The organism is Kitasatospora sp. NPDC059673 (genome assembly GCF_042734215.1).
Classification (GTDB): Bacteria; Actinomycetota; Actinomycetes; order Streptomycetales; family Streptomycetaceae; genus Kitasatospora.
Genome location: NZ_JBHWEN010000031.1, coordinates 1 through 21,489, shown reverse-complemented (window position 1 = coordinate 21,489; position 21,489 = coordinate 1). Strand labels below are relative to the sequence as shown.

The window sequence follows — 21,489 nt, the reverse complement described above, 5'->3', positions numbered from 1 at the left end:
AGCCGCCCGGGAACAGGATCTGTTCCCGGGCGGCTTTCCATCGCGGTCTTCTCGCTCAGACCACGACCAGGGTCTCCAGCGGCGCACCGTGCAGGTGCGGGGTCAGCCGCTCACGGCCCGGCAGGAACCCGAGCTCCATCAGCACCACGACGCCCACCAGCTCGGCGCCGGCCTCCTGGACCAGGTCCAGCGAGGCGGAGATGGTGCCGCCGGTGGCCAGCACGTCGTCCACCACCAGCACCTTCTCGCCGGGGGCGAACGCGTCGCACTGCACCTCCAGCGTCGCCGACCCGTACTCCAGGTCGTACGAGCGGGAGAACACGGCGCCGGGCAGCTTGCCCTTCTTGCGGATCGGGACGAACCCGATTCCGGCCGCGACCGCGGCGGGCGCGGCCAGGACGAACCCCCGCGCCTCCAGGCCGACCACCTTGGTGGCGCCGAGTTCCTTCGCCCGCTCGGCCAGCGCCCGGGTCAGCGCGCCGAACGCCTCGGCGTCGGCCAGCAGGGGGGCGATGTCCTTGAACAGGACGCCCGGCTTCGGGTAGTCCTGCACGTCCCGGATCCGGCTGTTGAGCAGCTCGGACAGGGCGGGGTCGGTGGTGGAGGTCACGGGGGTTCCTTAACTGACGCGGATTCAGCGCTTGCCGGAGGGCCGTCCCTTGCCACGGGAGCGGCTGGTCGGCTGGTTGCGCTGTCCGACCATACCTGCCGCGATCTCCTCCTCGATCATCCCGTCCTCGCCCCGGGCCTCGGCCTCCTCGGCCGCCTTGGCCTCGGACGCCCGGCGCTGCAGGACCCGCTTGGCCAGCGCCTTCATCTCCGGGGTCTGCTCCTTGAGCTGCGCGAGCAGCGGGGTGGCGACGCAGATCGAGGAGTAGGCACCGGCGGCGAGGCCGATGAACAGGGCCAGCGAGATGTCGTTGAGGGTGCCCGCGCCGAGCAGGCCGCCGCCGATGAACAGCAGGGCGGAGACCGGGAGCAGCGCGACGACCGTGGTGTTGATGGAACGCACCAAGGTCTGGTTGAGGCCGTGGTTGGCGGCCTCGCTGTAGGTGCGGCGGGACTGCTTGGTCAGGCCCCGGGTGTTCTCCTTCACGGTGTCGAAGACGACGACCGTGTCGTAGAGCGAGTAGCCGAGGATGGTCAGGAAGCCGATCACGGTACCCGGGGTGACCTCGAAGCCCACCAGCGCGTAGACGCCGATGGTGATCAGCAGGTCGTGGATCAGCGCGACCAGCGCGGCCAGCGCCATCCGCCACTCGAACGCGATCGCCAGGTAGACGGTCACCAGCACCATGAAGATGACCAGGCCGGTCAGCGCCTTCTTGGAGATGTCGGCACCCCAGGAGGGGCCGATCACCTGGGCGTTGACGTCCTTCTCCTCGACGCCGACGGCCTGCGAGAACTCCTTGGTGAAGCTCGTCGCCGACACCGACTCCTCGGCGCTGATCTGGATCCGGACGTCACCCTTGTCCGTGGTCTGCACCAGCGCGGTGTTGGAGCCGGTGATCTTGTTGGCGGCGTCCTTCGCCTGGGACACCGTCAGTCCGGGCTTGTGCACGGTGTAGACCGAGCCGCCCTTGAACTCGATGCCCAGGTGCAGGCCCATGGCCAGGCCGATCGCGGCCACCAGGACGATCACCGCGGAGATCGAGTACCAGATCTTCCGCTTGCCGACGAAGTCGAACGAGACCTCGCCCTGGTAGAGGCGGTGACCGATGTTGCGGAGCGACATGGGTCAGACCTCCTGGGTCTGCTGGGAGGGGGCGGGACGGCGGCGGGAGCCGCGGATCGGCGGACGGGCGCCGAGCCGCTTCGGGTCCAGGCCGGACCACGGGTGACCGCTGGCGAAGAACTTCGTACGGGCCAGCAGGGTGATCAGCGGCTTGGTGAACAGGAAGATCACCACGACGTCCAGCAGCGTGGTCAGACCCAGGGTGAAGGCGAAGCCCTGCACCTTGCCGACCGACACCAGGTACAGCACCGCGGCACACAGGAAGGACACGAAGTCCGACACCAGGATGGTGCGCCGGGCCCGCGGCCAGGCACGCTGCACGGCGGGACGCAGCTGGGCGCCCTCGCGGACCTCGTCACGGATGCGCTCGAAGTACACGATGAACGAGTCGGCGGTGATACCGATCGCGACGATCGCGCCGCAGACCGCGGGCAGGTTCAGCGCGAAGCCGATACCGGCGCCCAGCAGGCTCATGATCGACCAGGTCAGAATCGCGGAGACCGCCAGGCCGGCGATCGAGACCAGGCCCAGGCCGCGGTAGTAGACCAGCGAGTAGACGACGACCAGCATCATGCCGATCAGACCGGCGACCAGACCGGCCTTCAGCTGCTCGGAGCCGAGCTGCGGGGAGACGGTGGTGACGTCGCTCTTCACGAAGTCCAGCGGGAGCGCGCCGTAGCTGAGCACGTTGCCCAGCGACTTGGCGTCGGCCTGGGTGAAGGTGCCGGAGATGACCGCGCTGCCGCCGGTGATCGACTCGGACACGTACGGGTGCGAGACCACCTGGCCGTCCAGCACGATGGCGAACTGGTTGCCCGGGCTCTGCTGGGTGGCGAGCTTGCCGGTGGTGGCCGCGAAGGCCTTCGAGCCCGCGTCGTTGAACGACAGGTCGACCATCCAGCCCTTGGCGCTCTGGGTATCGTACACGGCCTGCGCCTTGGTGACGTCCTGGCCGTTCACGGCGACGCCGCCGAGCGCGAACTTGTACCAGAGGCCCTGCTCGGCATCGTACGAGCAGGCCACGGTCGGCTGGGCCGGGTCGGTGGGCTGGTAGTTCTTCCGCTGCTCCTTGACCGAGCAGTCCAGCGCGGCGAACTGCTTCTGAAGCTCGGCCGGGGGGGTGCCCTGGGTCAGCGCGGCGGTCATGTCCGCCTGGGAGGGGGCACTGGCGCCGGAGCTCGGGGCGGCCGAGCCGCTGGCCGGGGCGGAGGCGGAGCCGCTCGCGGAGGAGGTCGGGTCGGCCTGCAGGGCGCCGGAGACGGCGCGGCCGGCCTTGCTCGACGAGGCGTTCGGCGAGGCGGGCGCGGAGGCGCTGCCCGAGGCGGACGGGCTGGCCGAGCCGCTGGGCGCCGAGGAGGGCGAGCCACTCGGCTGCGGCTGGGCGCTCACGCCGCTCGGCGCGGCGGCCAGGACCGGGCGGAAGTACAGCTTGGCGGTGTCACCGACCTTGTCGATGGACTGCTGCGTGTTACCACCGTCGGGGATGTTGACGATGATGTTGCTGTTGCCCTGGGTCTGGACCTCGGCCTCGGAGACGCCCATGCCGTTGACGCGCTTCTGGATGATGCCGACCGCGGTGTCAAGGTTTGCCTTGTTGATCGCGGAAGGATCGTCCGACTTGGCGGTCAGCGTGACGCTGGTGCCACCGGCGAGGTCGATACCGAGACGCGGCTTGGTGTAGCCCGTCCCGAACATGAGGGCCACCAGGCCGACGGTGACCACCAGGATGAGCGCCAGCGCCCGCCCCGGGTATCCGTCGCGCGACCGCGACTTGGGTGTTGCCACCTTGTTCGTTTCTCCCTGTCCATGCCGCCCGGCGGCCGGCCCCGGGCCCCCGCGCACGGCGGGGGCCCGAAGGAGACGGACGCACGGCGGCCCAAGAGGTCCTGTGGGCTTGCGGCGGATGCCGCTGGTCGGGGAGAGAGCCCCCCGGCCGTACTACTTGCTCTCGGGAGCCTCGACGGCGGCCTTCGCCTCGTCCTTGGACAGGCTCAGCGGCTTCTCGTCGGCGTCCGTGCCCTCGACGGCCTCGGCCTCGCCATCCTCCGACTCGTCCTCGGCGGGACGGCCGTTGATGATCGCGTCGTACTCGAGCGGCTCCAGGACGGCCGCGATGGCGCCCTTGGTGTAGTGGGCCACCACACCCGGGGCGATCTCGAGCTCGACCGTCTCGTCGTTGACCGCCTTGATCAGGGCGTACATGCCACCGATGGTGCGGACACCCGACCCCGGCTGCATCGAGCTCTGCACGCTCTGCATCTGGTCCTGCCGCTTCTTCTGCGAACGGAACAGCAACAGCATCAGCAGCAGCGGAAGAACGAAAAGGATGAGTTTCACAGCCAGGGTCCTTAGTCGGCCACCGGTCGGATGGCCAGTGCGTGTACGTCGGCCCGTCGGGCGAGAGGGGCGGTCCGGCGGAGTCTAGGCGACCCGCACTGAACGGACAACGCCAAGCATGCCAGTGTGGCGCCGAAAGTGGCGAGCCTTGGCATGGACATAAACCGCCGATAAACAAACCCGGTTACGCCTGGCCGTCCGCCCACAGTTCGGGCTGCGCCCCGCGTGGTGCCCGGGCCGACTGCGGAGGCGTCAGCCCCAGGTGCTGCCAGGCCGCCGCTGTCGCGATCCGCCCGCGCGGGGTGCGGGCGAGCAGTCCCTCCCTTACCAGGAAGGGCTCGGCGACCTCCTCGACGGTCTCGGCCTCCTCCCCGACGGCGACCGCCAGCGTGGACAGACCGACCGGTCCGCCGCCGAAAAGTTTCAGCAGCGCCTCCAGCACCGCGCGGTCCAGCCGGTCCAGTCCGCGCGCGTCAACCTCGTACACCTCCAGCGCCCGCGCGGCGATTTCCCGGGTGATCAGACCGTCGTGACGGACTTGCGCAAAATCCCTCACCCGGCGCAACAGTCGGTTGGCGATGCGGGGCGTGCCGCGCGAGCGGCCGGCGATCTCCGCCGCGCCCGCCGGGTCGATCTCGACGTCCAGCAGGCCCGCCGAACGGTGCACCACCCGCTGCAGCTCGGCGGGCGCGTAGAACTCCATGTGGCCGGTGAATCCGAACCGGTCGCGCAGCGGCGGCGGCAGCAGACCGGCCCGGGTGGTCGCCCCGACCAGCGTGAACGGCGGCAGCTCCAGCGGGATCGCGGTCGCCCCCGGCCCCTTGCCGACGATCACGTCGACCCGGAAGTCCTCCATCGCCATGTACAGCATTTCCTCGGCGGGCCGGGACATCCGGTGGATCTCGTCGAGGAACAGCACCTCGCCCTCGCTCAGCGAGGACAGGATCGCCGCCAGGTCGCCGGCGTGCTGGATCGCCGGGCCGGAGGTGATCCGGATCGGCGCGTTCAGCTCCGCCGCGATGATCATCGACAGCGTGGTCTTGCCCAGCCCGGGCGGGCCGCTCAGCAGCACGTGGTCCGGCGCGGCGCCGCGCTGACGGGCCGCCTGCAGCACCAGCGAGAGCTGCTCGCGCACCCGCTCCTGGCCGATGAACTCCTCCAGCAGCCGCGGCCGCAGCGCCGCCTCCACCGCCTGGTCCTCGCCGTCGGCGGACGCCGTCACCAGGCGGTCAACGGGCTCGGACTCGTACGGATTCATCGGAAAAGGGCTCCCCATTGTCGATTTGGTGACGGATCGTCAGATCGCTTTGGCGCTGTTCAGCGGGCGCGGTTCAGCCCGCGCAGCGCGAGCCGCAGCAGCCCGCCCACGTCCGGCGTGGCCTGCGCCTCGGCCTCCGGCGTCACCCGGGCCACCGCCTCGTCCGCCTCCCGCGGAGCGTAGCCCAGGCCCACCAGCGCCGAATGCAGCTGCTCGTGCCAGGGCGCCGGGCCGGTCACGACCGGCTTCTGCGCCGGGACCGTCCCGTGCGGGGCGCCCAGCTTGTCCTTGTACTCCAGCAGCAGCTTCGCCGCCTTCGCCTTGCCGATCCCCGGCACCGCGATCAGCGCCTTCTCGTCGCCGCTCGCCACCGCGACGCGCAGTGCCTCCGGCGAGTGCACCCCCAGGATCGCCTGCGCCAGCTTCGGCCCCACGCCCGGCGCCGCCTGCAGCACCTCGAAGGTCGCGCGCTCGTCGTCGTCCGCGAAACCGAACAGCGTCAGCGAGTCCTCGCGGACCACCAGGGACGTCGCCAACCGCGCCACCTCCCCGACCCGCAGGGTCGCCAGCGTGTTCGGCGTGCACTGCACGGCCATCCCCACCCCGCCGACCTCCACCACGGCCACCCCGGCCCCTACCACGGCGACAGGCCCCTGCACAAAGGCGATCACGGCGTCGTACTGTCCTTTCGATGCTTGGAGGTGCGAGCTCCGAAAGTCGTTTTGCGGAGCTCGTCGGGGGCGCGGCCACGCGAAGCATTCACGCTTCCCCGCAGGGCAGCCCATGTTCTGCGCCCGTCAGGGGCGCGAGGAACTGCGCGACCGGCCCGGCACTCTGCCGTACGCCGCCCGGGGTGCGACTGGCTGCTGCTCGGGCGGATCTTGCCCTGTGACGTCTTCCGCTTCGCGCGGTTCCGCCCCCTCGCTTCGCAGGGGGGACCCCCAGCGCCCCTGAACGCGCGCCCCTCCGCCGCTGTGCCACCGGCCACTCTCGTGGGCCCGGATGGCCGCCGTCAGGCGGTTGGTCGTGCCGCCGCGCCAGATGTGGCAGATGGCGAGGGCCAGGGCGTCCGCCGCGTCGGCGGGCTTGGGCGGGGCGTCGAGCCGGAGCAGGCGGGTGACCATGGCGGTGACCTGGGCCTTGTCGGCCCGGCCGGAGCCGGTGACGGCGGCCTTGACCTCGCTGGGGGTGTGCAGGGTGACGGGGATGCCCCGGCGGGTCGCGCACAGGACGGCGACGGCCGAGGCCTGCGCGGTGCCCATCACCGTACGGACGTTGTGCTGCGCGAACACCCGCTCGACGGCGACGAGTTCGGGCGAGTAGCGGTCGAGCCACTCCTCCAGCCCGCGTTCGACGGCGAGCAGCCGCGGCCCGAGGTCGTCCCCCGGCGGCGTCCGCACGACGCCCACGCCGAGCATCGTCAACTGCCGCCCGGGCAGCCCCTCGACGACTCCGACGCCGCACCTGGTCAGCCCAGGGTCCACACCCAGCACTCGCACGAGCCCTGCCCCACCTCTCTCCGACCTGCGAAGGCTACCCCTGGCCACGGACAAGCGTCCCCGGACACGCCTCCGCCCGGCGGCCGCGAGCAGCCACCGGGCGGAGGTACCGAAGCCGGAACTCAGGCGTCCAGCTCGGCCATGATCTCGTCCGAGACGTCGAAGTTGGCGAAGACGTTCTGCACGTCGTCGCTGTCCTCCAGCGCGTCGATCAGCTTGAAGATCTTGCGGGCGCCGTCGGCGTCCAGCTCGACCTGCATGCTGGGCACGAAGTTGGCGTCGGCCGAGTCGTAGTCGACGCCCGCGTCGACCAGGGCGGTGCGGACGGCGACCATGTCGGTGGCCTCGGAGATCACCTCGAAGGCCTCGCCGAGGTCGGTGACCTCTTCGGCGCCGGCGTCCAGCACGATGTCCAGGATCTTGTCCTCGTCCACGCCGTCGGCCTTGGGGACGATCACGACGCCCTTGCGGTTGAACAGGTAGGACACCGAGCCCGGGTCGGCCATGCTGCCGCCGTTGCGGGTCATCGCGACGCGGACGTCGGAGGCCGCGCGGTTGCGGTTGTCGGTGAGGCACTCGATCAGGACGGCCACGCCGTTCGGGCCGTAGCCCTCGTACATGATCGTCGAGTAGTCGGCGCCGCCGGCCTCCGCACCGGAGCCGCGTTTGACGGCCCGGTTGATGTTGTCGATCGGGACGGAGCTCTTCTTCGCCTTCTGGATGGCGTCGTAGAGCGTCGGGTTGCCCGCGGGGTCGCCGCCGCCGGTACGCGCCGCCACCTCGATGTTCTTGATCATCTTGGCGAAGAGCTTGCCGCGCTTGGCGTCGATCGCGGCCTTCTTGTGCTTGGTGGTAGCCCACTTAGAGTGGCCGGACATCGCCAGCTCCTTTTCGTCGCCAATGGGAAATGAACAGGGGAGATCTTACCGGTGCCGCACCACGGGGTGGCACACGGTCACAACGTCGCGCCTAGCGCGCGGCGGCCTCGACCATGCGGACGAAGTACTCGTGGACGCGGTGGTCGCCGGTCAGCTCCGGGTGGAAGGAGGTGGCCAGCAGGTTGCCCTGGCGGACCGCCACGATCCGGGCGTCCGGGCCGTCGGCGGCGGGCACCTCGGCCAGCACCTCGACGCCCGCGCCGACCGACTCGACCCAGGGGGCGCGGATGAACACGCCGGTGACCGGCTCGGCCATTCCGGAGAACGGGATGGCCGTCTCGAAGGACTCGTTCTGCCGGCCGAAGGCGTTCCGGCGGACCGTCATGTCGATGCCGCCGACGGTCTCCTGGTCGTCCCGGCCGTCCAGGATCTTGTCCGCCAGCATGATCATGCCGGCGCAGGTGCCGTAGACCGGCATGCCGGCCCGGACGCGCTCGCGCAGCGGGTCCATCAGGTCGAACAGCACGGCCAGCTTGGAGATGGTGGTGGACTCTCCGCCCGGCATCACCAGGGCGTCGACCTCGGCGAGCTCCTCGGGACGGCGGACCGGCCGGGCCAGCGCGTCGGCGGCGGCCAGCGCCACCAGGTGCTCACGGACGTCGCCCTGCAGGGCGAGGACACCGATGGTGGGGGTGCTCACGGTTTGTCACTACCTCTTCATCTCGAACTACGGGCCGGAAAAGCCCACGGAGCGGCCCGCCGCGCCGATTGCTCGCGCGGCGGGCCGGAGCCGGGAGGTACGGGCCGGGAAGGCCCGCGAGTCTTACCAGCCGCGGTTGGCGTAGCGCTCGGACTCCGGCAGGGTGTCGCAGTTGATGCCGACCATGGCCTCGCCCAGGTTGCGGGAGGCGTCCGCGATGATCTTCGGGTCGTCGAAGAAGGTGGTGGCCTTCACGATGGCGGCGGCGCGCTTGGCCGGGTCGCCCGACTTGAAGATGCCGGAGCCGACGAACACGCCCTCGGCGCCCAGCTGACGCATCAGCGCGGCGTCGGCCGGGGTGGCCACGCCACCGGCGGAGAACAGCACGACCGGCAGCTTGCCGAGCTCGGCGACCTCGCGGACCAGCTCGTACGGGGCGCGCAGCTCCTTGGCGGCGGCGTACAGCTCGTTGTTGTCGAAGCCGCGCAGCTTGGCGATCTCGTTCTTGATCTGGCGCAGGTGGCGGACGGCCTCGACCACGTTGCCGGTGCCGGCCTCGCCCTTGGAGCGGATCATGGCCGCGCCCTCGGCGATGCGGCGCAGGGCCTCGCCCAGGTTGGTGGCGCCGCAGACGAAGGGGGTGGTGAACGCCCACTTGTCGGAGTGGTTGATCTCGTCGGCCGGGGTGAGCACCTCGGACTCGTCGATGTAGTCGACGCCGAGCGACTGCAGGACCTGGGCCTCGACGAAGTGGCCGATGCGGGACTTGGCCATCACCGGGATGGAGACCGCGTTGATGATCTCCTCGATCATGTTCGGGTCGGACATCCGGGCCACGCCGCCGTCCTTGCGGATGTCGGCGGGCACGCGCTCCAGGGCCATCACGGCGACCGCGCCGGCGTCCTCGGCGATCTTCGCCTGCTCGGCGTTGACCACGTCCATGATCACACCGCCCTTGAGCTGCTCGGCCATGCCGCGCTTGACCCGGGCGGTACCGATCTGCGGCTGGTCTGCGGTGGTGGGGGTGGTGGACACGTAAGACCTCACTCAGGGATGAACCGGTGCTATCGACCTATCGTAGGCCCGAGGGGGTCCGGACCCATACGCCACATGGTCCAGCGCCAAACACGGCATACGACAAACAGGCCAGAGCACCACGGGGGAAACAGTGGGCGGACCCGGTGCCCAGCCTACGCGGGAGCACCTTCCGGCGTGAGCGCCGTCGGCGGCTCGTCGTCCATCTCGAAAGCCATCGGGAACGGCGCCCGCCCCGCCAGCCGGAAGTAGCGCACCAGCCGGTGCTCACGCACCGCGCGGGCCGCCCGTACCGCGTCGTTGTGGAAACGCCGCGCCATCGGCACCCGGCGCACCGCCTCCACCAGGTCGCGCACGGCCTCCTCGCCGCCCGGCGCCGCCCGCAGCGCCGCCACCTGCTCCGGCTCGTCCAGCACGGCGCGCAGCGCGATGCTCAGCTCGCTCTCCGCCACCTCGCGCTGCTCGTCCTGCGCCTGCCGCGCCCCGTGCGCGGCCTCCAGCAGCAGGATCGACGCGGCCGGGTCGAGCAGCGAGGAGGTGGCCAGCTCCATCGCCACCGAGGCCCGGCGCAGCAACTGGGCGTCCAGCGAGGCCTTGGCGGCGTCGATCCGGGCGTGCAGACGGTCGAGCCTGCCCGCCGTCCAGCTCAGATAGACGGCGAACAGTACGACGGCCGCGAGGGCCCAGATCCAGGTAGTCACGGGGCGTTACGGTACCGGCTCAGCCGCCGAAGACCGCCGAGCGGTAGGAGTCCCGGTCGGTCTCGGTGACCGACACGGCCGCCTGCACCGCCCCCGGATCCGCCCCCAGGTACTCCGGCAGCGCGGCCACCGCCGCCTCCGCGAGCGCCGCCTTGGCCTGCGGCGAACGCCCCGGGAAGATCTCGAACTCGATCACCACCAGCGCGAAGGTCTCCGCGTCCGCGCCGACCACCGCCTCCTCGGTCCGCCGGAAACGGGTCTTGCAGGCCTCCGGCTTGGCGTCGATCAGCTTCACGGCCAGCCGGTTCAGGGCCAGGCCGAAGCCGCGCCGGTCCAGGCAGTCGGCGAGCCGGTCGGTGTAGTCGACGGTGATCAGCGGCATGGTGGTACCTCTCGCGAGCAGGGTGGTTCAACGACCAAGACGCGAACGCCAGCCGGACGGTTCGGCCTCGGCGACCGGCGGACGACCGTCCGTGACGGTCTCGTACACCGACAGCACCTCCGCGCCGACGGTCTCCCAGTCGAAACGCCGCACGTGCCGGGACGCGGCCGCGCGCAGCGCCTGCAGCCGCTCGGGGCTGCCGAGCAGCTTGACCGCCGCCGCGGCCAGCGCGTCCGCGTCCTCCACCGGGAACAGCTCACCGGCCGCGCCGCCGTCCAGCACCTGGCGGAACGCGTCCAGATCACTGGCCAGCACCGGCGCACCCGCCGACATCGCCTCGACCAGGATGATGCCGAAGGACTCGCCGCCGGTGTTCGGCGCCACGTACAGGTCGACACTGCGCAGCAGCCGGGCCTTGTCGTGGTCGGAGACCATGCCGAGGAACTCGACCTGGGCCCGCACCTCGGCGGGCAGCCCGGCCACCGCCTCCTCCTCGTCGCCCTTGCCGGCCACCAGCAGCCGCACCCCGGGGCGCTCCTCCAGGATCCGCGGCAGCGCCGCCAGCAGCGTCGGCAGGCCCTTGCGCGGCTCGTTGATCCGGCCGATGAAGCCGATGGTGCCCGGCCCGCCGGCGTCCGCCCGGCCCTGCCAGCGCGGCTCCGGCTCGGCGTCCGCGAAGAACCGCACGTCCACGCCGTTCGGGATCACCACCGCGTCGCCGCCCAGGTGCTCCACCAGGGTGCGCCGCGCGTACTCCGACACCGCGATCCGCGCCGACATCTTCTCCAGCCCCGGCTGCAGGATCGGCGAGGCCGCCAGCATCGCCCGCGACCGCGGGTTCGAGGTGTGGAACGTCCCGACCATCGGCCCGGACGCCGCCCAGGCCGCCAGCATCGACAGCGACGGCGAGTTCGGCTCGTGCACGTGCAGGATGTCGAACCGGCCCTCGCGCAGCCAGCGCCGCACCCGCGCCGCCGACAGGATGCCGAAACTCAGCCGCGCCACCGACCCGTTGTACGGCACCGCGACGGCCCGCCCCGCGGACACCACGTACGGCGGCAGCGCCTCCTCGTCCTCCGCCGGAGCCAGCACCGACACCTCGTGACCCAGCCGGATCAGGTGCTCCGCCAAGTCCCGGATGTGGAACTGCACACCGCCCGGCACGTCCCAGTCGTACGGGCACACCACGCCGATCCTCACGACTCGGCCCTCCGCGGCGTCAGATCCGCCAGCCACAGCTTCTGCAGCATGTGCCAGTCCACCGCGTGCTCACGGATCGACTCCGCCCACACATCGGCCATCTCCTGCGTCATCACCGCGACCTGCTCCTGCCGCTCCCCCTGGCCGGACGGCACCACCTCCGGGTGCACCTCCGCACGCAGCACCGGCCCGTCGTACCAGAGCGTCACCGGGAACAGCGCCGCACCCGTACGCTGCGCGAGCGCCGCCGGGCCGGCCGGCATCCGGGTCGGCTCACCGAAGAAGTCCACCTGGATCCCGGCCTCCGACAGGTCCCGGTCACCGACCAGGCACACCAGCTTGCCCTCGCGCAGCCGCCGCGCCAGCGTCCCCACCACCGACACACTGGAGCCGGTCAGCGCCAGCACCTCCATGCCGAGGCTCTCCCGGTACGCCACGAACCGGTCGAACAGCGACTCCGGCTTCAACCGCTCCGCGACCGTGGTGAACGGGAACCCGCCCGCCGACGCGATCCACGCGCCCGCCAGATCCCAGTTCGCCATGTGCGGCAGCGCCAGCACCGCGCCGCGCCCCGCCGCCATCGCCTCGTTCAGCTGGTCCAGGCCCTTGACCGTTATCGCCTGCGCGACCCGCTCCCGGCTCCAGGTCGGCAGCCGGAAGGACTCCATCCAGTACCGCATGTACGAGCGCATCCCGGCCCGGGACAACTCCCGCAGCCGCGCCGCGTCCGCATCCGGACGGACCCGCGCCAGGTTGGCCTCCAGCTGCCGCACCCCCTTGCCCTGCCGCCGCCACGCCACATCGGCGATGACGTTGAACAGGCCGCGGGCCATCGGCTCCGGCAGGTGCTTCAGCCCCGCCCAGCCGGCCGCGTAGGCCGTGTCGACCAACCGCTCCTTCATTCGCCCCCCTTGACGGCGCCCGCCGCCTCCAGCTCCGCCGACTCCCGGCGCACCGTCAGCATCCGCTGCGCCACCGTCACCAGGCTGCCCACCGCGACCACCCACAGGGCGACCGGCAGCAGCCACTCGATGTACGGCACCCCGAACTTGTGCAGGCCCGCGAAACCGGCCGCCACCAGGCTGATCACCAGCCGCTCGGCCCGCTCCACCAGCCCCGACACGTTCACCGGGAATCCCAGGGACTCGCCGCGCGCCTTCGTGTACGACACCACCTGGCCACTGGCCAGACAGAACATCGCCACCGCGCACAGCAGGTTGTTGTCACCCTTACCGGCGTACCACATCGCCAGGCCGCCGAAAATCGCCGCGTCGGCGACCCGGTCGAGCGTGGAGTCCAGGAACGCCCCCCACTTGCTGGACCGGCCCGCCTGGCGGGCCATGTTGCCGTCCACCAGGTCGGAGAAGATGAACAGGGTGATGGTGATCGTGCCCCAGAAGAACTCCCCGCGCGGGAAGAACACCAGGGCGCCCGCCACCGAACCGGCCGTTCCGATCAGCGTGACCGCATCCGGACTGACACCCCACCGCAGCAGCATCGCCGCGAACGGGGTGAGGACACGTGTGAAGAAGCCACGCGCGTACTTGTTGAGCATGGCCTTCCGGTCCGCTCCGCTCCTCGGATTGGCACCCGCGAGCCGCTTGCCCGCCGGGCGGCCGCGCGGATGGCCCCGCCCGGCTGGACAATGGTATCCACGCTGATCGAGCGGCAGGAGGCCAGCCATGCCGGACCGGACAGCCCACTCCCCCGCCACGCCCGCCGACCGACCCGGCCGGCTCCGCAACCTCGCCCTGGTCGGGGCGGCCGGAGCCGGCAAAACCACCCTCGCCGAAGCCCTCGCCGTCACCGCCGGCGCCCTGACCAGGCCCGGAAGCGTCCCCGACGGCACCACCGCCGCCGACTGGGAGGACATCGAGCACCAGCAACAGCGCTCGATCCAGTTCGCGCTGCTCCCGCTGCCCTGGCAGGACCTCACCGTCAACGTCCTCGACACACCCGGCTACGCCGACTTCGCCGGCGAACTCCACGCCGCCCTGCGCGCCGCCGAAGCCGCCGTGTTCGTGCACTCCGCCGCCGACGAAACCGTCGCCCGCCCCGTCCAGGCCCTGTGGCAGCAGTGCGAAGCCGCCCACCTGCCGCGCGCCCTCGCCCTCACCCACCTCAACACCACCCGGGTCCGCCTCGACGACGTCCTGCGCATGCTCCAGGACACCCTCGGCACCCCCGATACCGTCCGCCTGCTGCACCACCCCGACCTGCGCGACGGCCACCTGCACGGCACCACCGACCTGCTCACCGGCCACGCCTACGGCCACCCCGAGGACCCCGGCGACCTCACCGCCGAACGCGCCCGGCTGGTCGAAGCCCTCGCCGGCGAGGACGACACCCTGATGGAGCGCTACCTCGACGGCGCCGACCTCGACACCGCCGCCCTCACCGCCGGACTGCGCCGCGAATTCCTGGCCGGCACCCTGCACCCCGTCCTCGCCACCGCCCCCGACGGCACCGGCTGCGACGCCCTGCTCGACCTGGCCGCCACCGCCTTCCCCTCCCCCGCCGACCGCGCCGACGACCTCCCCGCCGCCGACCCCGACGCCCCCCTCACCGCCCAGATCGTCCAGACCGGCGAGGACCCCTACCTCGGCCGCCTCAGCCTGCTGCGGATCTTCACCGGCACCCTGCGCCCCGACACCACCGCCCACCTGCCCGACGGCACCGACGAACGCCTCACCACCCTGCACAGCCCCTTCGGCCACCAGCTGCGCCCCGTCCCGCAGGCCGTCGCCGGCGACCTCGTCACCGTCGTCAAACTCGCCACCGCCCGCACCGGCGACACCCTCGGCACCGACCACACCGTGCTACCGCCCTGGCCCCTGCCCGAAGCCCTGCTGCCCACCGCCGTCCAGGCCCGCTCCAAGGCCGACGAGGACAAGCTCTCCCAGGCCCTCGGCCGGCTCACCGCCCAGGACCCGGCGCTGCGCGTCGAACAGAACCCCGACACCCACCAGCTCGTCCTGTGGTGCACCGGCGAGGCCCACCTCGCCGTCACCCTCGACCGGCTCGCCACCCGCCACGGTGTCCACGTCGAGACCGTCCCCTACGAGGTCGCCCTGCGCGAAACCTTCGCCGCCCCCGCAAGCGGCCACGGCCGGCACGTCAAACAGTCCGGCGGCCACGGCCAGTACGCGATCTGCGACCTCACCGTGGAACCCCTGCCCGGCGGCGGCTTCGAGTTCGTCGACCAGGTCGTCGGCGGCTCCGTCCCGCGCAACTTCATCCCGTCCGTCGAGAAGGGCGTCCGCGCCCAACTCGCCCACGGCCTGCACGGCCACCCGATGACCGACGTCCGGGTCACCCTCACCGACGGCAAGGCACACTCCGTCGACTCCTCCGACGCCGCCTTCCAGACCGCCGCCGCACTCGCCCTCAAGGAAGCCGCCGGCCACACCGACGTCCGGGTCCTGGAACCCGTGGACGAAGTCCGGGTGCTGCTGCCGGACGAGTACCAGGGCGCCGTCCTGACCGACCTGTCCGCCCGCCGCGGCCACGTCCTCGGCACCGAGATCGGCGGGCCGGGACTGAGCCTGGTCCGCGCCGAAGTCCCCGAACTCGAACTCACCCGCTACTCGCTCGACCTGCGCTCCCTGTCGCACGGAACCGGCCAGTTCACCCGCAGCTACCTGCGCCACGCGCCGATGCCCGCCCACCTCGCCGCCGAGTACGCCGCGGCGGGCTGAGCCGCTACGAACGGCGCGGCAGCGCACACGCCTTGGTGCCGCCCGGCATCTGGTCCCGGTGCCGCGCCACCCAGCGGTAGGCCACGTCCGCGAGCGGCCGCACCGGCGCCAGCGCCAACAGGCCGCCCGCCCACGCCCACAGCCCGCCCGACCGCATCAACAGCCGCGCCACCGCCTGCGCACCGCCGTACACCTTGCGGTCCGGCGTGATCCACAACACCTCGCGGGAGGCCCGCTCCTGCGACACCTGCCCGCCGGTGAACTCCGCCAGCGCCTCCAGATCCGCGAACTGGAACGCCACCGCCTCCCACCCCGCCGAGGACAGGCTCTGCCGCGGGTAGCGCTCCGCCCACCGCACGCAGCTCGAACAGAACGCGCAATCACCGTCGAAAACCAGCACCGGCTCCGGTGCGGAGGCACTCGTCATGGCGCGATCCTAAACCCGTGCGTCGAAGTCCCCCCGGCAGGGCAACATCTTCCCGAAACCAGCCTTGACGGCCGAGATGTGACCAAGGATCAGTTGATGATCCGCACAGCCGGGCCGCCACGCGGTAACCTGCCGCAGACCATCAGGGGAGGAGGAGCTGCTCAGGTGACTCAGCTCGACATGACGCCGGGCGCACAGGTACCACGGACGGACGTCGGTCATCAGACCGCGGTCACCCAGGCGTTCTCCTCCGCCGCCTATCGCACCGGCGACTACAACGAACTCGAAGCGCTCGCCGGAGTCTCGGTCAAGCCCGGCAAGTTCGCCCTGTTCCGGCCCAGCGCCGGCGAGGCGTTCAGCCGCGCCCTGATCGACCGCACCCTCGGTGGCGGCCGCAAACCCATCGTGCCCTCGCACGGCACCGACGTCCGCATGGTCGTCGAGCACTGCCTCGCCGCCCAGGACCTGCGCGAGGCCCGCGACCGCCGGCTCGCCACCCTCAGCGTGGTCTGCGGCCTGCTCTTCCTGCCCGGCACGCTGATCTGGCTCGCCGCGTACCAGGCCCGGGCCTGGCTCGGCACCAAGAAGTCCGCCGCCAAGGACGGGTTCATCGGCACGCTCGCCCTGCTGGTCGCCGCCGGCCTCGCCGTGCTGCTGGCGATCCGGCCACCGGCCCACGGCCTGCTCGGCCTCTACTGCCGCGTGATGATGATCGGCCCGGTCCTCGGCTGGTACCTCGCCAGGCGCACCGTGGTCACCTCCGTCATGCAGCAGCGCGCCCGCTGGGGCGACCTGGTCGGCGGCAACGCGGTGGCCGCCATCGTCCCCAAGGCCGTTCCCAAGGACGACCTCGACAAGAAGGCCAACGAACTCCGGGCCGGCCTCGAGCGTCTCAACCGCGAACAGAACACCAACGTCCAGCACTACGCCAACACCAAGGGCATCCTCGGCATCGGCGCCCGCTGGGCCGAGTGGTCACTGCGCGAGGACCTCCGCCCCGCCGAGGGCCACCCCGACTTCCGTACCTTCCACGTCTGGGACCTCGCCCGCCGGATCACCGACCGCCTCGGCGCCCTCAGCGGCAGCGAAGTCCCCAACGGCGGCCTGCCCAAGCCGCAGATCAGCCACTGGGCGGTGCTGGACATCGGCGAGGGCGCCGACGAGATCGGCCGCCCCTCCGGCCCCGAGATGGACGGCGACCGGATGCGCGACTTCGCCGTCTCGGAACTCGCCAACAAGCAGAGCGTCGGCAACGACACCCGGCACCGCATCGCCGTCCAATTCGTGCTGCACAAGGGCCAGTTGGTCACCACCGTGGTGGTCAGCATCATGGTCCTCTCGCACAGCCTCCAGGTCACCGCCACCGCGCACGCTCTCGGCCCGATCGCCGGCTACTTCGGCGCCAAGCCCAAGACCCCCGAGAAGGACGTCCCCAAGACCCTCCGGTTCTGGGAGAACCGCACCGTCCAACTCCCCATCGTCACCGACGACGAGATCGTCCGGCAGGCCGTCCGCGCCCCCTTCCACAAGATTCCCAGCCTGCAGAAGTGGCTCGGCGGCTCCATCGGCCTCCCCGAACCCCTGTGCCTGCGCCAGGCCTGGGCCGACCCCGCCTGGAACAGCCGCTTCAAGTCCGACGACGCGCTGTACATCCCCACCCCCGTGGTCGGCCTGATCCACGCCGCCGTCGTCGAGTTCCTCGACGAGCACGACGTCGCCACCGACCGGATCGCCAACCGCTCCAACATCATCCGCGCCGAGATGCAGGGCACCCGCCCGTTCCGCGCCGACAAGTACGACGCCGGATAACCCGCGGACACACAGACGGCAGGGGCCGGGCGGGAACATCTCCCGCCCGGCCCCTGCCGGTTGCTCATCACCGCATCAAACCGGCCAGACCTCGGCCAGCACCTTCCGGGTGTCCGCCAGCAACTGCGGCAGCACCTTCGTGTGCCCCACCACCGGCATGAAGTTGGTGTCCCCACCCCAGCGCGGCACCACATGCTGGTGCAGGTGCGCCGCGATCCCGGCCCCCGCCGCCGCGCCCTGGTTCATCCCGATGTTGAACCCGTGCGCGCCCGACGCCGCCCGCAGCGCCGTCATCGCCTTCTTGGTGAACTCCCCGAGCTCCACCGTCTCCGGCCCGTCCAACTCGGTGTAGTCCGCGACGTGCCGGTACGGCACCACCATCAAGTGCCCACCGTTGTACGGGTACAGGTTCAGCACCGCGAACACCGACTCGCCGCGCTGCACGATCAGCCCGTCCTCGTCGCTCAGCTTCGGGATCGAACAGAACGGACAACCGTCGTCCGGAGCCGGCCCGGTGGGCTTGTTCTCGCCCTGGATGTACGCCATCCGATGAGGTGTCCACAGGCGACGGAAGCCGTCCGGCTCCCCCACGCCCCGCTGCAGTTCCGGCTCACTCGTCATGCCCGCCAGCATATGCTCCACACCTCGCGAACCAAGCAGTACGGGGCAGACTCCCGAAGGAGACTGCCCCGCACCGTGTCCCACCATTCAGCTGGAACTCAACCTGCCAGAGCGTGGATCACCCCCGTTCACACGGGGACAGCATCACACCTGGATCCGGCTCCGCACCGCTTCAACGATCTCGGCGATCGCCTGGTCACGCGGCACGCCGTTCTTCTGCTCGCCGTTGCGGTAGCGGAACGACACCGCGCCGGCCTCGACGTCGTCGTTGCCCGCGATCAGCATGTACGGAGTCTTCGCTCGCTGAGCATTCCTGATCTTCTTCTGCATCCGGTCGTCCGAGGTGTCGACCTCGACCCGGATCCCGTGCTTCTTCAACTCGGCCGCCACGTCCAGCAGGTACGGGACATGCTCGTCGGTGATCGGGATGCCGGTCACGGTGACCGGGGCCAGCCACGGCGGCATGGCGCCCGCGTAGTGCTCCAGCAGCACCGCGAAGAAGCGCTCGATCGAGCCGAACAGCGCACGGTGGATCATGACTGGCCGCTGCCGCGAGCCGTCCGCCGCCGTGTACTCGAGATCGAACCGGTTCGGCAGGTTGAAGTCCAACTGCACGGTCGACATCTGCCAGGTGCGGCCGATCGCGTCCCGAGCCTGCACCGAGATCTTCGGGCCGTAGAAGGCCGCGCCGCCCGGGTCCGGCACCAGCGGGAGGCCCTGCTTCTCGGCCACGCTGGCGAGGACCGCGGTGGCCTCCTCCCAATCCTCATCCGATCCGACAAACTTCTCCGGGTCCTTGGTGGACAGCTCCAGGTAGAAGTCGTTCAGACCGTAGTCGCGCAGCAGGTCCAGGACGAAGGTCAGCGTGCGGTCCAGCTCGTCGGCCATCTGCTCGCGGGTGCAGTAGATGTGCGCGTCGTCCTGCGTGAAGCCGCGGGCGCGGGTCAGGCCGTGCACCACGCCGGACTTCTCGTACCGGTACACGGTGCCGAACTCGAACAGGCGCAGCGGCAGTTCACGGTACGAGCGGCCGCGCGCGTCGAAGATCAGGTTGTGCATCGGGCAGTTCATGGGCTTGAGGTAGTAGTCCGTGCCCTCGTCGAGCTGCATGGGGGGGTACATGCCGTCGGCGTACCAGTCGAGGTGGCCGCTGGTCTCGAACAGCTTCCCCTTGGTGGCGTGCGGGGTGTAGACGAACTCGTAGCCCTCTTCCTCGTGCCGCTTGCGCGAGTAGTCCTCCATGGTGCGGCGGATGATGCCGCCCTTGGGGTGGAAGACGGCGAGGCCGGAGCCGATCTGCTCGGGGATGGAGAACAGGTCGAGCTCGGTGCCGAGCTTGCGGTGGTCGCGCTTGGCGGCCTCCTCCAGGAAGTCGAGGTGGGCCTTCAGCTCTTCCTTGGTGGGCCACGCGGTGCCGTAGAGGCGCTGCAGCATGGGGTTTTTCTCGCTGCCGCGCCAGTAGGCGGCGGCGGAGCGCATCAGCTTGAACGCCGGGATGTGCCGGGTGCTGGGCAGGTGCGGGCCGCGACAGAGGTCGCCCCAGCAGACCTCGCCGGTCTTGGGGTCGATGTTGTCGTAGATGGTGAGTTCGCCGGCGCCGACCTCGACGTCGGCGCCCTCACCGGCGGTGGCAGCGGAGCCCTTGAGGCCGATCAGCTCCAGCTTGTAGGGCTCCTTGGCGAGCTCCTCGCGGGCGGCCTCGTCGGTGACCACGCGGCGGGAGAACTTCTGCCCCCGCTTGATGATCTCCTGCATGCGCTTCTCGATGGTCTTGAGGTCGTCCGGGTGGAACGGCTTCTCGACGTCGAAGTCGTAGTAGAAGCCGTCGCGGACGGGCGGGCCGATGCCGAGCTTGGCCTCGGGGAAGACCTGCTGGACGGCCTGGGCCATCACGTGCGCAGTGGAGTGCCGCAGGATGTCGAGGCCGTCGGGGCTGGAGATCTCGACGGGCTCGACCTCGTCGCCGTCCTGGACGGCGTAGGCGAGGTCCTTGAGCTGGCCGCCGACGCGGGCGGCGATCACGGCGCGGTCGTCGGCGAAGAGCTCGGCGGCCGTAGTGCCCGTGGTCACCACGCGCTCTTCCCGATCGGGTTCGCGGTTGATGATGATCCGGACGTCCGTCACCGGTCTCTCCTGACGTTCTGGCTATGGGGTGCAGCACAACCGCTGCGTTGTGCATGGTACCGAGCCGTGCCGGGTCCCTGTCGCCAAGGCCCGTGGCGGCCGCGGTGATCGTTCGATCACTTTCTGCCACAAAGATGGCGCCGGGCACGGTTGACTTTCCATCAACTGCGGTATCACTTGGACACGGCGCGGCGCTCCGCCGGTCCTCGGTGGCAGCGCCGCCCGGCAAGGGTTCGCGCGGCGTCTGAGGGGGCGTCATGCCACAGCTCGGTTCCTGGTTTCACGGTCCGCTGGCGTCTTTCGACACCGAGACCACGGGTGTGGATGTCGAGCGGGACCGGATCGTCTCGGCCGCCCTGGTCGTGCAGCCCGCTCCGGGTGGGGCGGCGGCCGTTCGCAGCTGGCTGGCGAATCCGGGGGTTCCCATTCCGGCGCAGGCCCGGGCCGTGCACGGTATTTCCGACGAGCGGGTGCGGGCGCACGGCCGTCCGCCGCGCACGGTGGCGGTGGAGGTGGCGCTCGCGCTGGCCGAGCAGTCCCGGGCGGGGGTGCCACTGGTGGTGATGAACGCCCCGTACGACCTGACGCTGCTGGACCGGGAGTTGCGCCGGCACGGGGCGGGTTCGCTGGCGGAGGTGCTGGGTGGCGCGGAGTTGCTGGTGCTGGATCCGCGGGTGCTGGACAAGCAGGTCGACCGTTACCGCAAGGGCCGGCGCACGCTGACCGATCTGTGCGGGCACTACGGGGTCTCGCTGGTGGGTGCGCACGACGCGGCGGCGGATGCGCTGGCGGCACTGGAGTTGGTGCGGGCGGTGGCGTCCCGGCATGCGGAGCGGCTGGGTGGGTTGTCCCCGGCGGAGCTGCATCTGCGGCAGGCGGTGTGGCACGCGACGCAGGCGCGCGGCCTGGAGCGCTGGTTCGAGCGGGCGGGCACGCCGGAGCGGGTGGACACGGCGTGGCCGCTGCGGCCGGCCCGCTGCCGGTGCGGTGAGCGTCTGGAGCCGGGCCACGCTTGCGAGTTGGCGGCCTGACGGGACGACAGCAACGACAGCAACGCGGAAGGCCCCGACCATCAGGTCGGGGCC

General features: G+C 71.0%; 21 protein-coding genes. 3 read left to right on the top strand and 18 right to left on the bottom strand.

Translation table 11 applies throughout. The features are described 5' to 3' along the window. Positions 1–55 precede the first annotated feature (55 nt). From ACFV18_RS28465 to pgsA, 15 genes are all read right to left on the bottom strand, one after another. Positions 56–610 carry an adenine phosphoribosyltransferase gene (locus ACFV18_RS28465; RefSeq protein ID WP_380488032.1) on the bottom strand — a complete coding sequence of 185 codons (555 nt, stop codon included), beginning with the start codon at positions 608–610 and terminating at the stop codon, positions 56–58. A 24-nt stretch (positions 611–634) separates the two neighbouring features. Further along, positions 635–1,735, bottom strand: coding sequence for a protein translocase subunit SecF (gene secF, locus ACFV18_RS28460; protein ID WP_380488030.1), 1,101 nt, complete (start codon positions 1,733–1,735; stop codon positions 635–637). Positions 1,736–1,738: 3 nt separating this feature from the next. Next, positions 1,739–3,520: a protein translocase subunit SecD gene (gene secD, locus ACFV18_RS28455; RefSeq protein ID WP_380488027.1), complete on the bottom strand. Its 1,782-nt coding sequence runs from the start codon at positions 3,518–3,520 to the stop codon at positions 1,739–1,741. 153 nt (positions 3,521–3,673) lie between these two features. Next, positions 3,674–4,072 (bottom strand): preprotein translocase subunit YajC, encoded by a 399-nt coding sequence (gene yajC, locus ACFV18_RS28450; protein ID WP_380488025.1) that lies wholly within the window; start codon positions 4,070–4,072, stop codon positions 3,674–3,676. Positions 4,073–4,256: 184 nt separating this feature from the next. Continuing rightward, on the bottom strand, positions 4,257–5,330 hold the full coding sequence (ruvB, locus tag ACFV18_RS28445) for a Holliday junction branch migration DNA helicase RuvB (protein ID WP_380488023.1): 1,074 nt from the start codon (positions 5,328–5,330) through the stop codon (positions 4,257–4,259). A gap of 59 nt (positions 5,331–5,389) precedes the next feature. After that, the gene (ruvA, locus tag ACFV18_RS28440) at positions 5,390–6,001 is read right to left on the bottom strand and encodes a Holliday junction branch migration protein RuvA (protein ID WP_380488021.1); all 612 of its coding nucleotides are present in this window, start codon (positions 5,999–6,001) and stop codon (positions 5,390–5,392) included. A gap of 126 nt (positions 6,002–6,127) precedes the next feature. Continuing rightward, the gene (ruvC, locus tag ACFV18_RS28435; RefSeq protein ID WP_380488019.1) at positions 6,128–6,829 is read right to left on the bottom strand and encodes a crossover junction endodeoxyribonuclease RuvC; all 702 of its coding nucleotides are present in this window, start codon (positions 6,827–6,829) and stop codon (positions 6,128–6,130) included. A 122-nt stretch (positions 6,830–6,951) separates the two neighbouring features. Continuing rightward, positions 6,952–7,707, bottom strand: a complete 756-nt coding sequence (locus ACFV18_RS28430) for a YebC/PmpR family DNA-binding transcriptional regulator (RefSeq protein WP_380488017.1) — start codon at positions 7,705–7,707, stop codon at positions 6,952–6,954. 91 nt (positions 7,708–7,798) lie between these two features. Next, on the bottom strand, positions 7,799–8,407 hold the full coding sequence (gene pdxT / locus ACFV18_RS28425) for a pyridoxal 5'-phosphate synthase glutaminase subunit PdxT (RefSeq protein ID WP_380488015.1): 609 nt from the start codon (positions 8,405–8,407) through the stop codon (positions 7,799–7,801). Between the two features lie 123 nt (positions 8,408–8,530). Beyond that, the gene (pdxS, locus tag ACFV18_RS28420) at positions 8,531–9,442 is read right to left on the bottom strand and encodes a pyridoxal 5'-phosphate synthase lyase subunit PdxS (protein ID WP_380488013.1); all 912 of its coding nucleotides are present in this window, start codon (positions 9,440–9,442) and stop codon (positions 8,531–8,533) included. A gap of 155 nt (positions 9,443–9,597) precedes the next feature. Then, positions 9,598–10,143, bottom strand: coding sequence for a hypothetical protein (locus ACFV18_RS28415; RefSeq protein WP_380488011.1), 546 nt, complete (start codon positions 10,141–10,143; stop codon positions 9,598–9,600). A 19-nt stretch (positions 10,144–10,162) separates the two neighbouring features. Beyond that, the gene (locus ACFV18_RS28410; protein ID WP_380488009.1) at positions 10,163–10,525 is read right to left on the bottom strand and encodes an isomerase; all 363 of its coding nucleotides are present in this window, start codon (positions 10,523–10,525) and stop codon (positions 10,163–10,165) included. Positions 10,526–10,552: 27 nt separating this feature from the next. Then, positions 10,553–11,725 carry a glycosyltransferase family 4 protein gene (locus tag ACFV18_RS28405; protein WP_380488007.1) on the bottom strand — a complete coding sequence of 391 codons (1,173 nt, stop codon included), beginning with the start codon at positions 11,723–11,725 and terminating at the stop codon, positions 10,553–10,555. Continuing rightward, positions 11,722–12,627 carry a phosphatidylinositol mannoside acyltransferase gene (locus ACFV18_RS28400; RefSeq protein ID WP_380488005.1) on the bottom strand — a complete coding sequence of 302 codons (906 nt, stop codon included), beginning with the start codon at positions 12,625–12,627 and terminating at the stop codon, positions 11,722–11,724. The genes ACFV18_RS28405 and ACFV18_RS28400 overlap by 4 nt, the downstream gene beginning before the upstream one ends. Next, positions 12,624–13,280 (bottom strand): phosphatidylinositol phosphate synthase, encoded by a 657-nt coding sequence (gene pgsA, locus ACFV18_RS28395; protein WP_380488003.1) that lies wholly within the window; start codon positions 13,278–13,280, stop codon positions 12,624–12,626. The genes ACFV18_RS28400 and pgsA overlap by 4 nt, the downstream gene beginning before the upstream one ends. A 127-nt stretch (positions 13,281–13,407) precedes the next feature. On the opposite strand from pgsA, the gene ACFV18_RS28390 reads away from it, so the two are divergent. Continuing rightward, positions 13,408–15,423 (top strand): elongation factor G, encoded by a 2,016-nt coding sequence (locus tag ACFV18_RS28390; RefSeq protein WP_380488001.1) that lies wholly within the window; start codon positions 13,408–13,410, stop codon positions 15,421–15,423. 4 nt (positions 15,424–15,427) lie between these two features. Here the strand turns inward: ACFV18_RS28390 and ACFV18_RS28385 are convergent, their stop codons facing one another. Next, entirely contained in the window at positions 15,428–15,850 is a 423-nt protein-coding gene (locus tag ACFV18_RS28385) for a thiol-disulfide oxidoreductase DCC family protein (RefSeq protein ID WP_380487999.1), read from the bottom strand. 165 nt (positions 15,851–16,015) lie between these two features. Between ACFV18_RS28385 and ACFV18_RS28380 the strand changes: the two genes are divergently transcribed. After that, positions 16,016–17,659: a hypothetical protein gene (locus ACFV18_RS28380; RefSeq protein ID WP_380487997.1), complete on the top strand. Its 1,644-nt coding sequence runs from the start codon at positions 16,016–16,018 to the stop codon at positions 17,657–17,659. Positions 17,660–17,734: 75 nt separating this feature from the next. Here the strand turns inward: ACFV18_RS28380 and ACFV18_RS28375 are convergent, their stop codons facing one another. Continuing rightward, positions 17,735–18,292 (bottom strand): HIT family protein, encoded by a 558-nt coding sequence (locus tag ACFV18_RS28375; RefSeq protein ID WP_380487996.1) that lies wholly within the window; start codon positions 18,290–18,292, stop codon positions 17,735–17,737. A 132-nt stretch (positions 18,293–18,424) separates the two neighbouring features. Further along, entirely contained in the window at positions 18,425–20,404 is a 1,980-nt protein-coding gene (gene thrS / locus ACFV18_RS28370; RefSeq protein WP_380487994.1) for a threonine--tRNA ligase, read from the bottom strand. 257 nt (positions 20,405–20,661) lie between these two features. On the opposite strand from thrS, the gene ACFV18_RS28365 reads away from it, so the two are divergent. Further along, entirely contained in the window at positions 20,662–21,435 is a 774-nt protein-coding gene (locus ACFV18_RS28365; protein WP_380487992.1) for an exonuclease domain-containing protein, read from the top strand. Positions 21,436–21,489 lie beyond the last annotated feature (54 nt).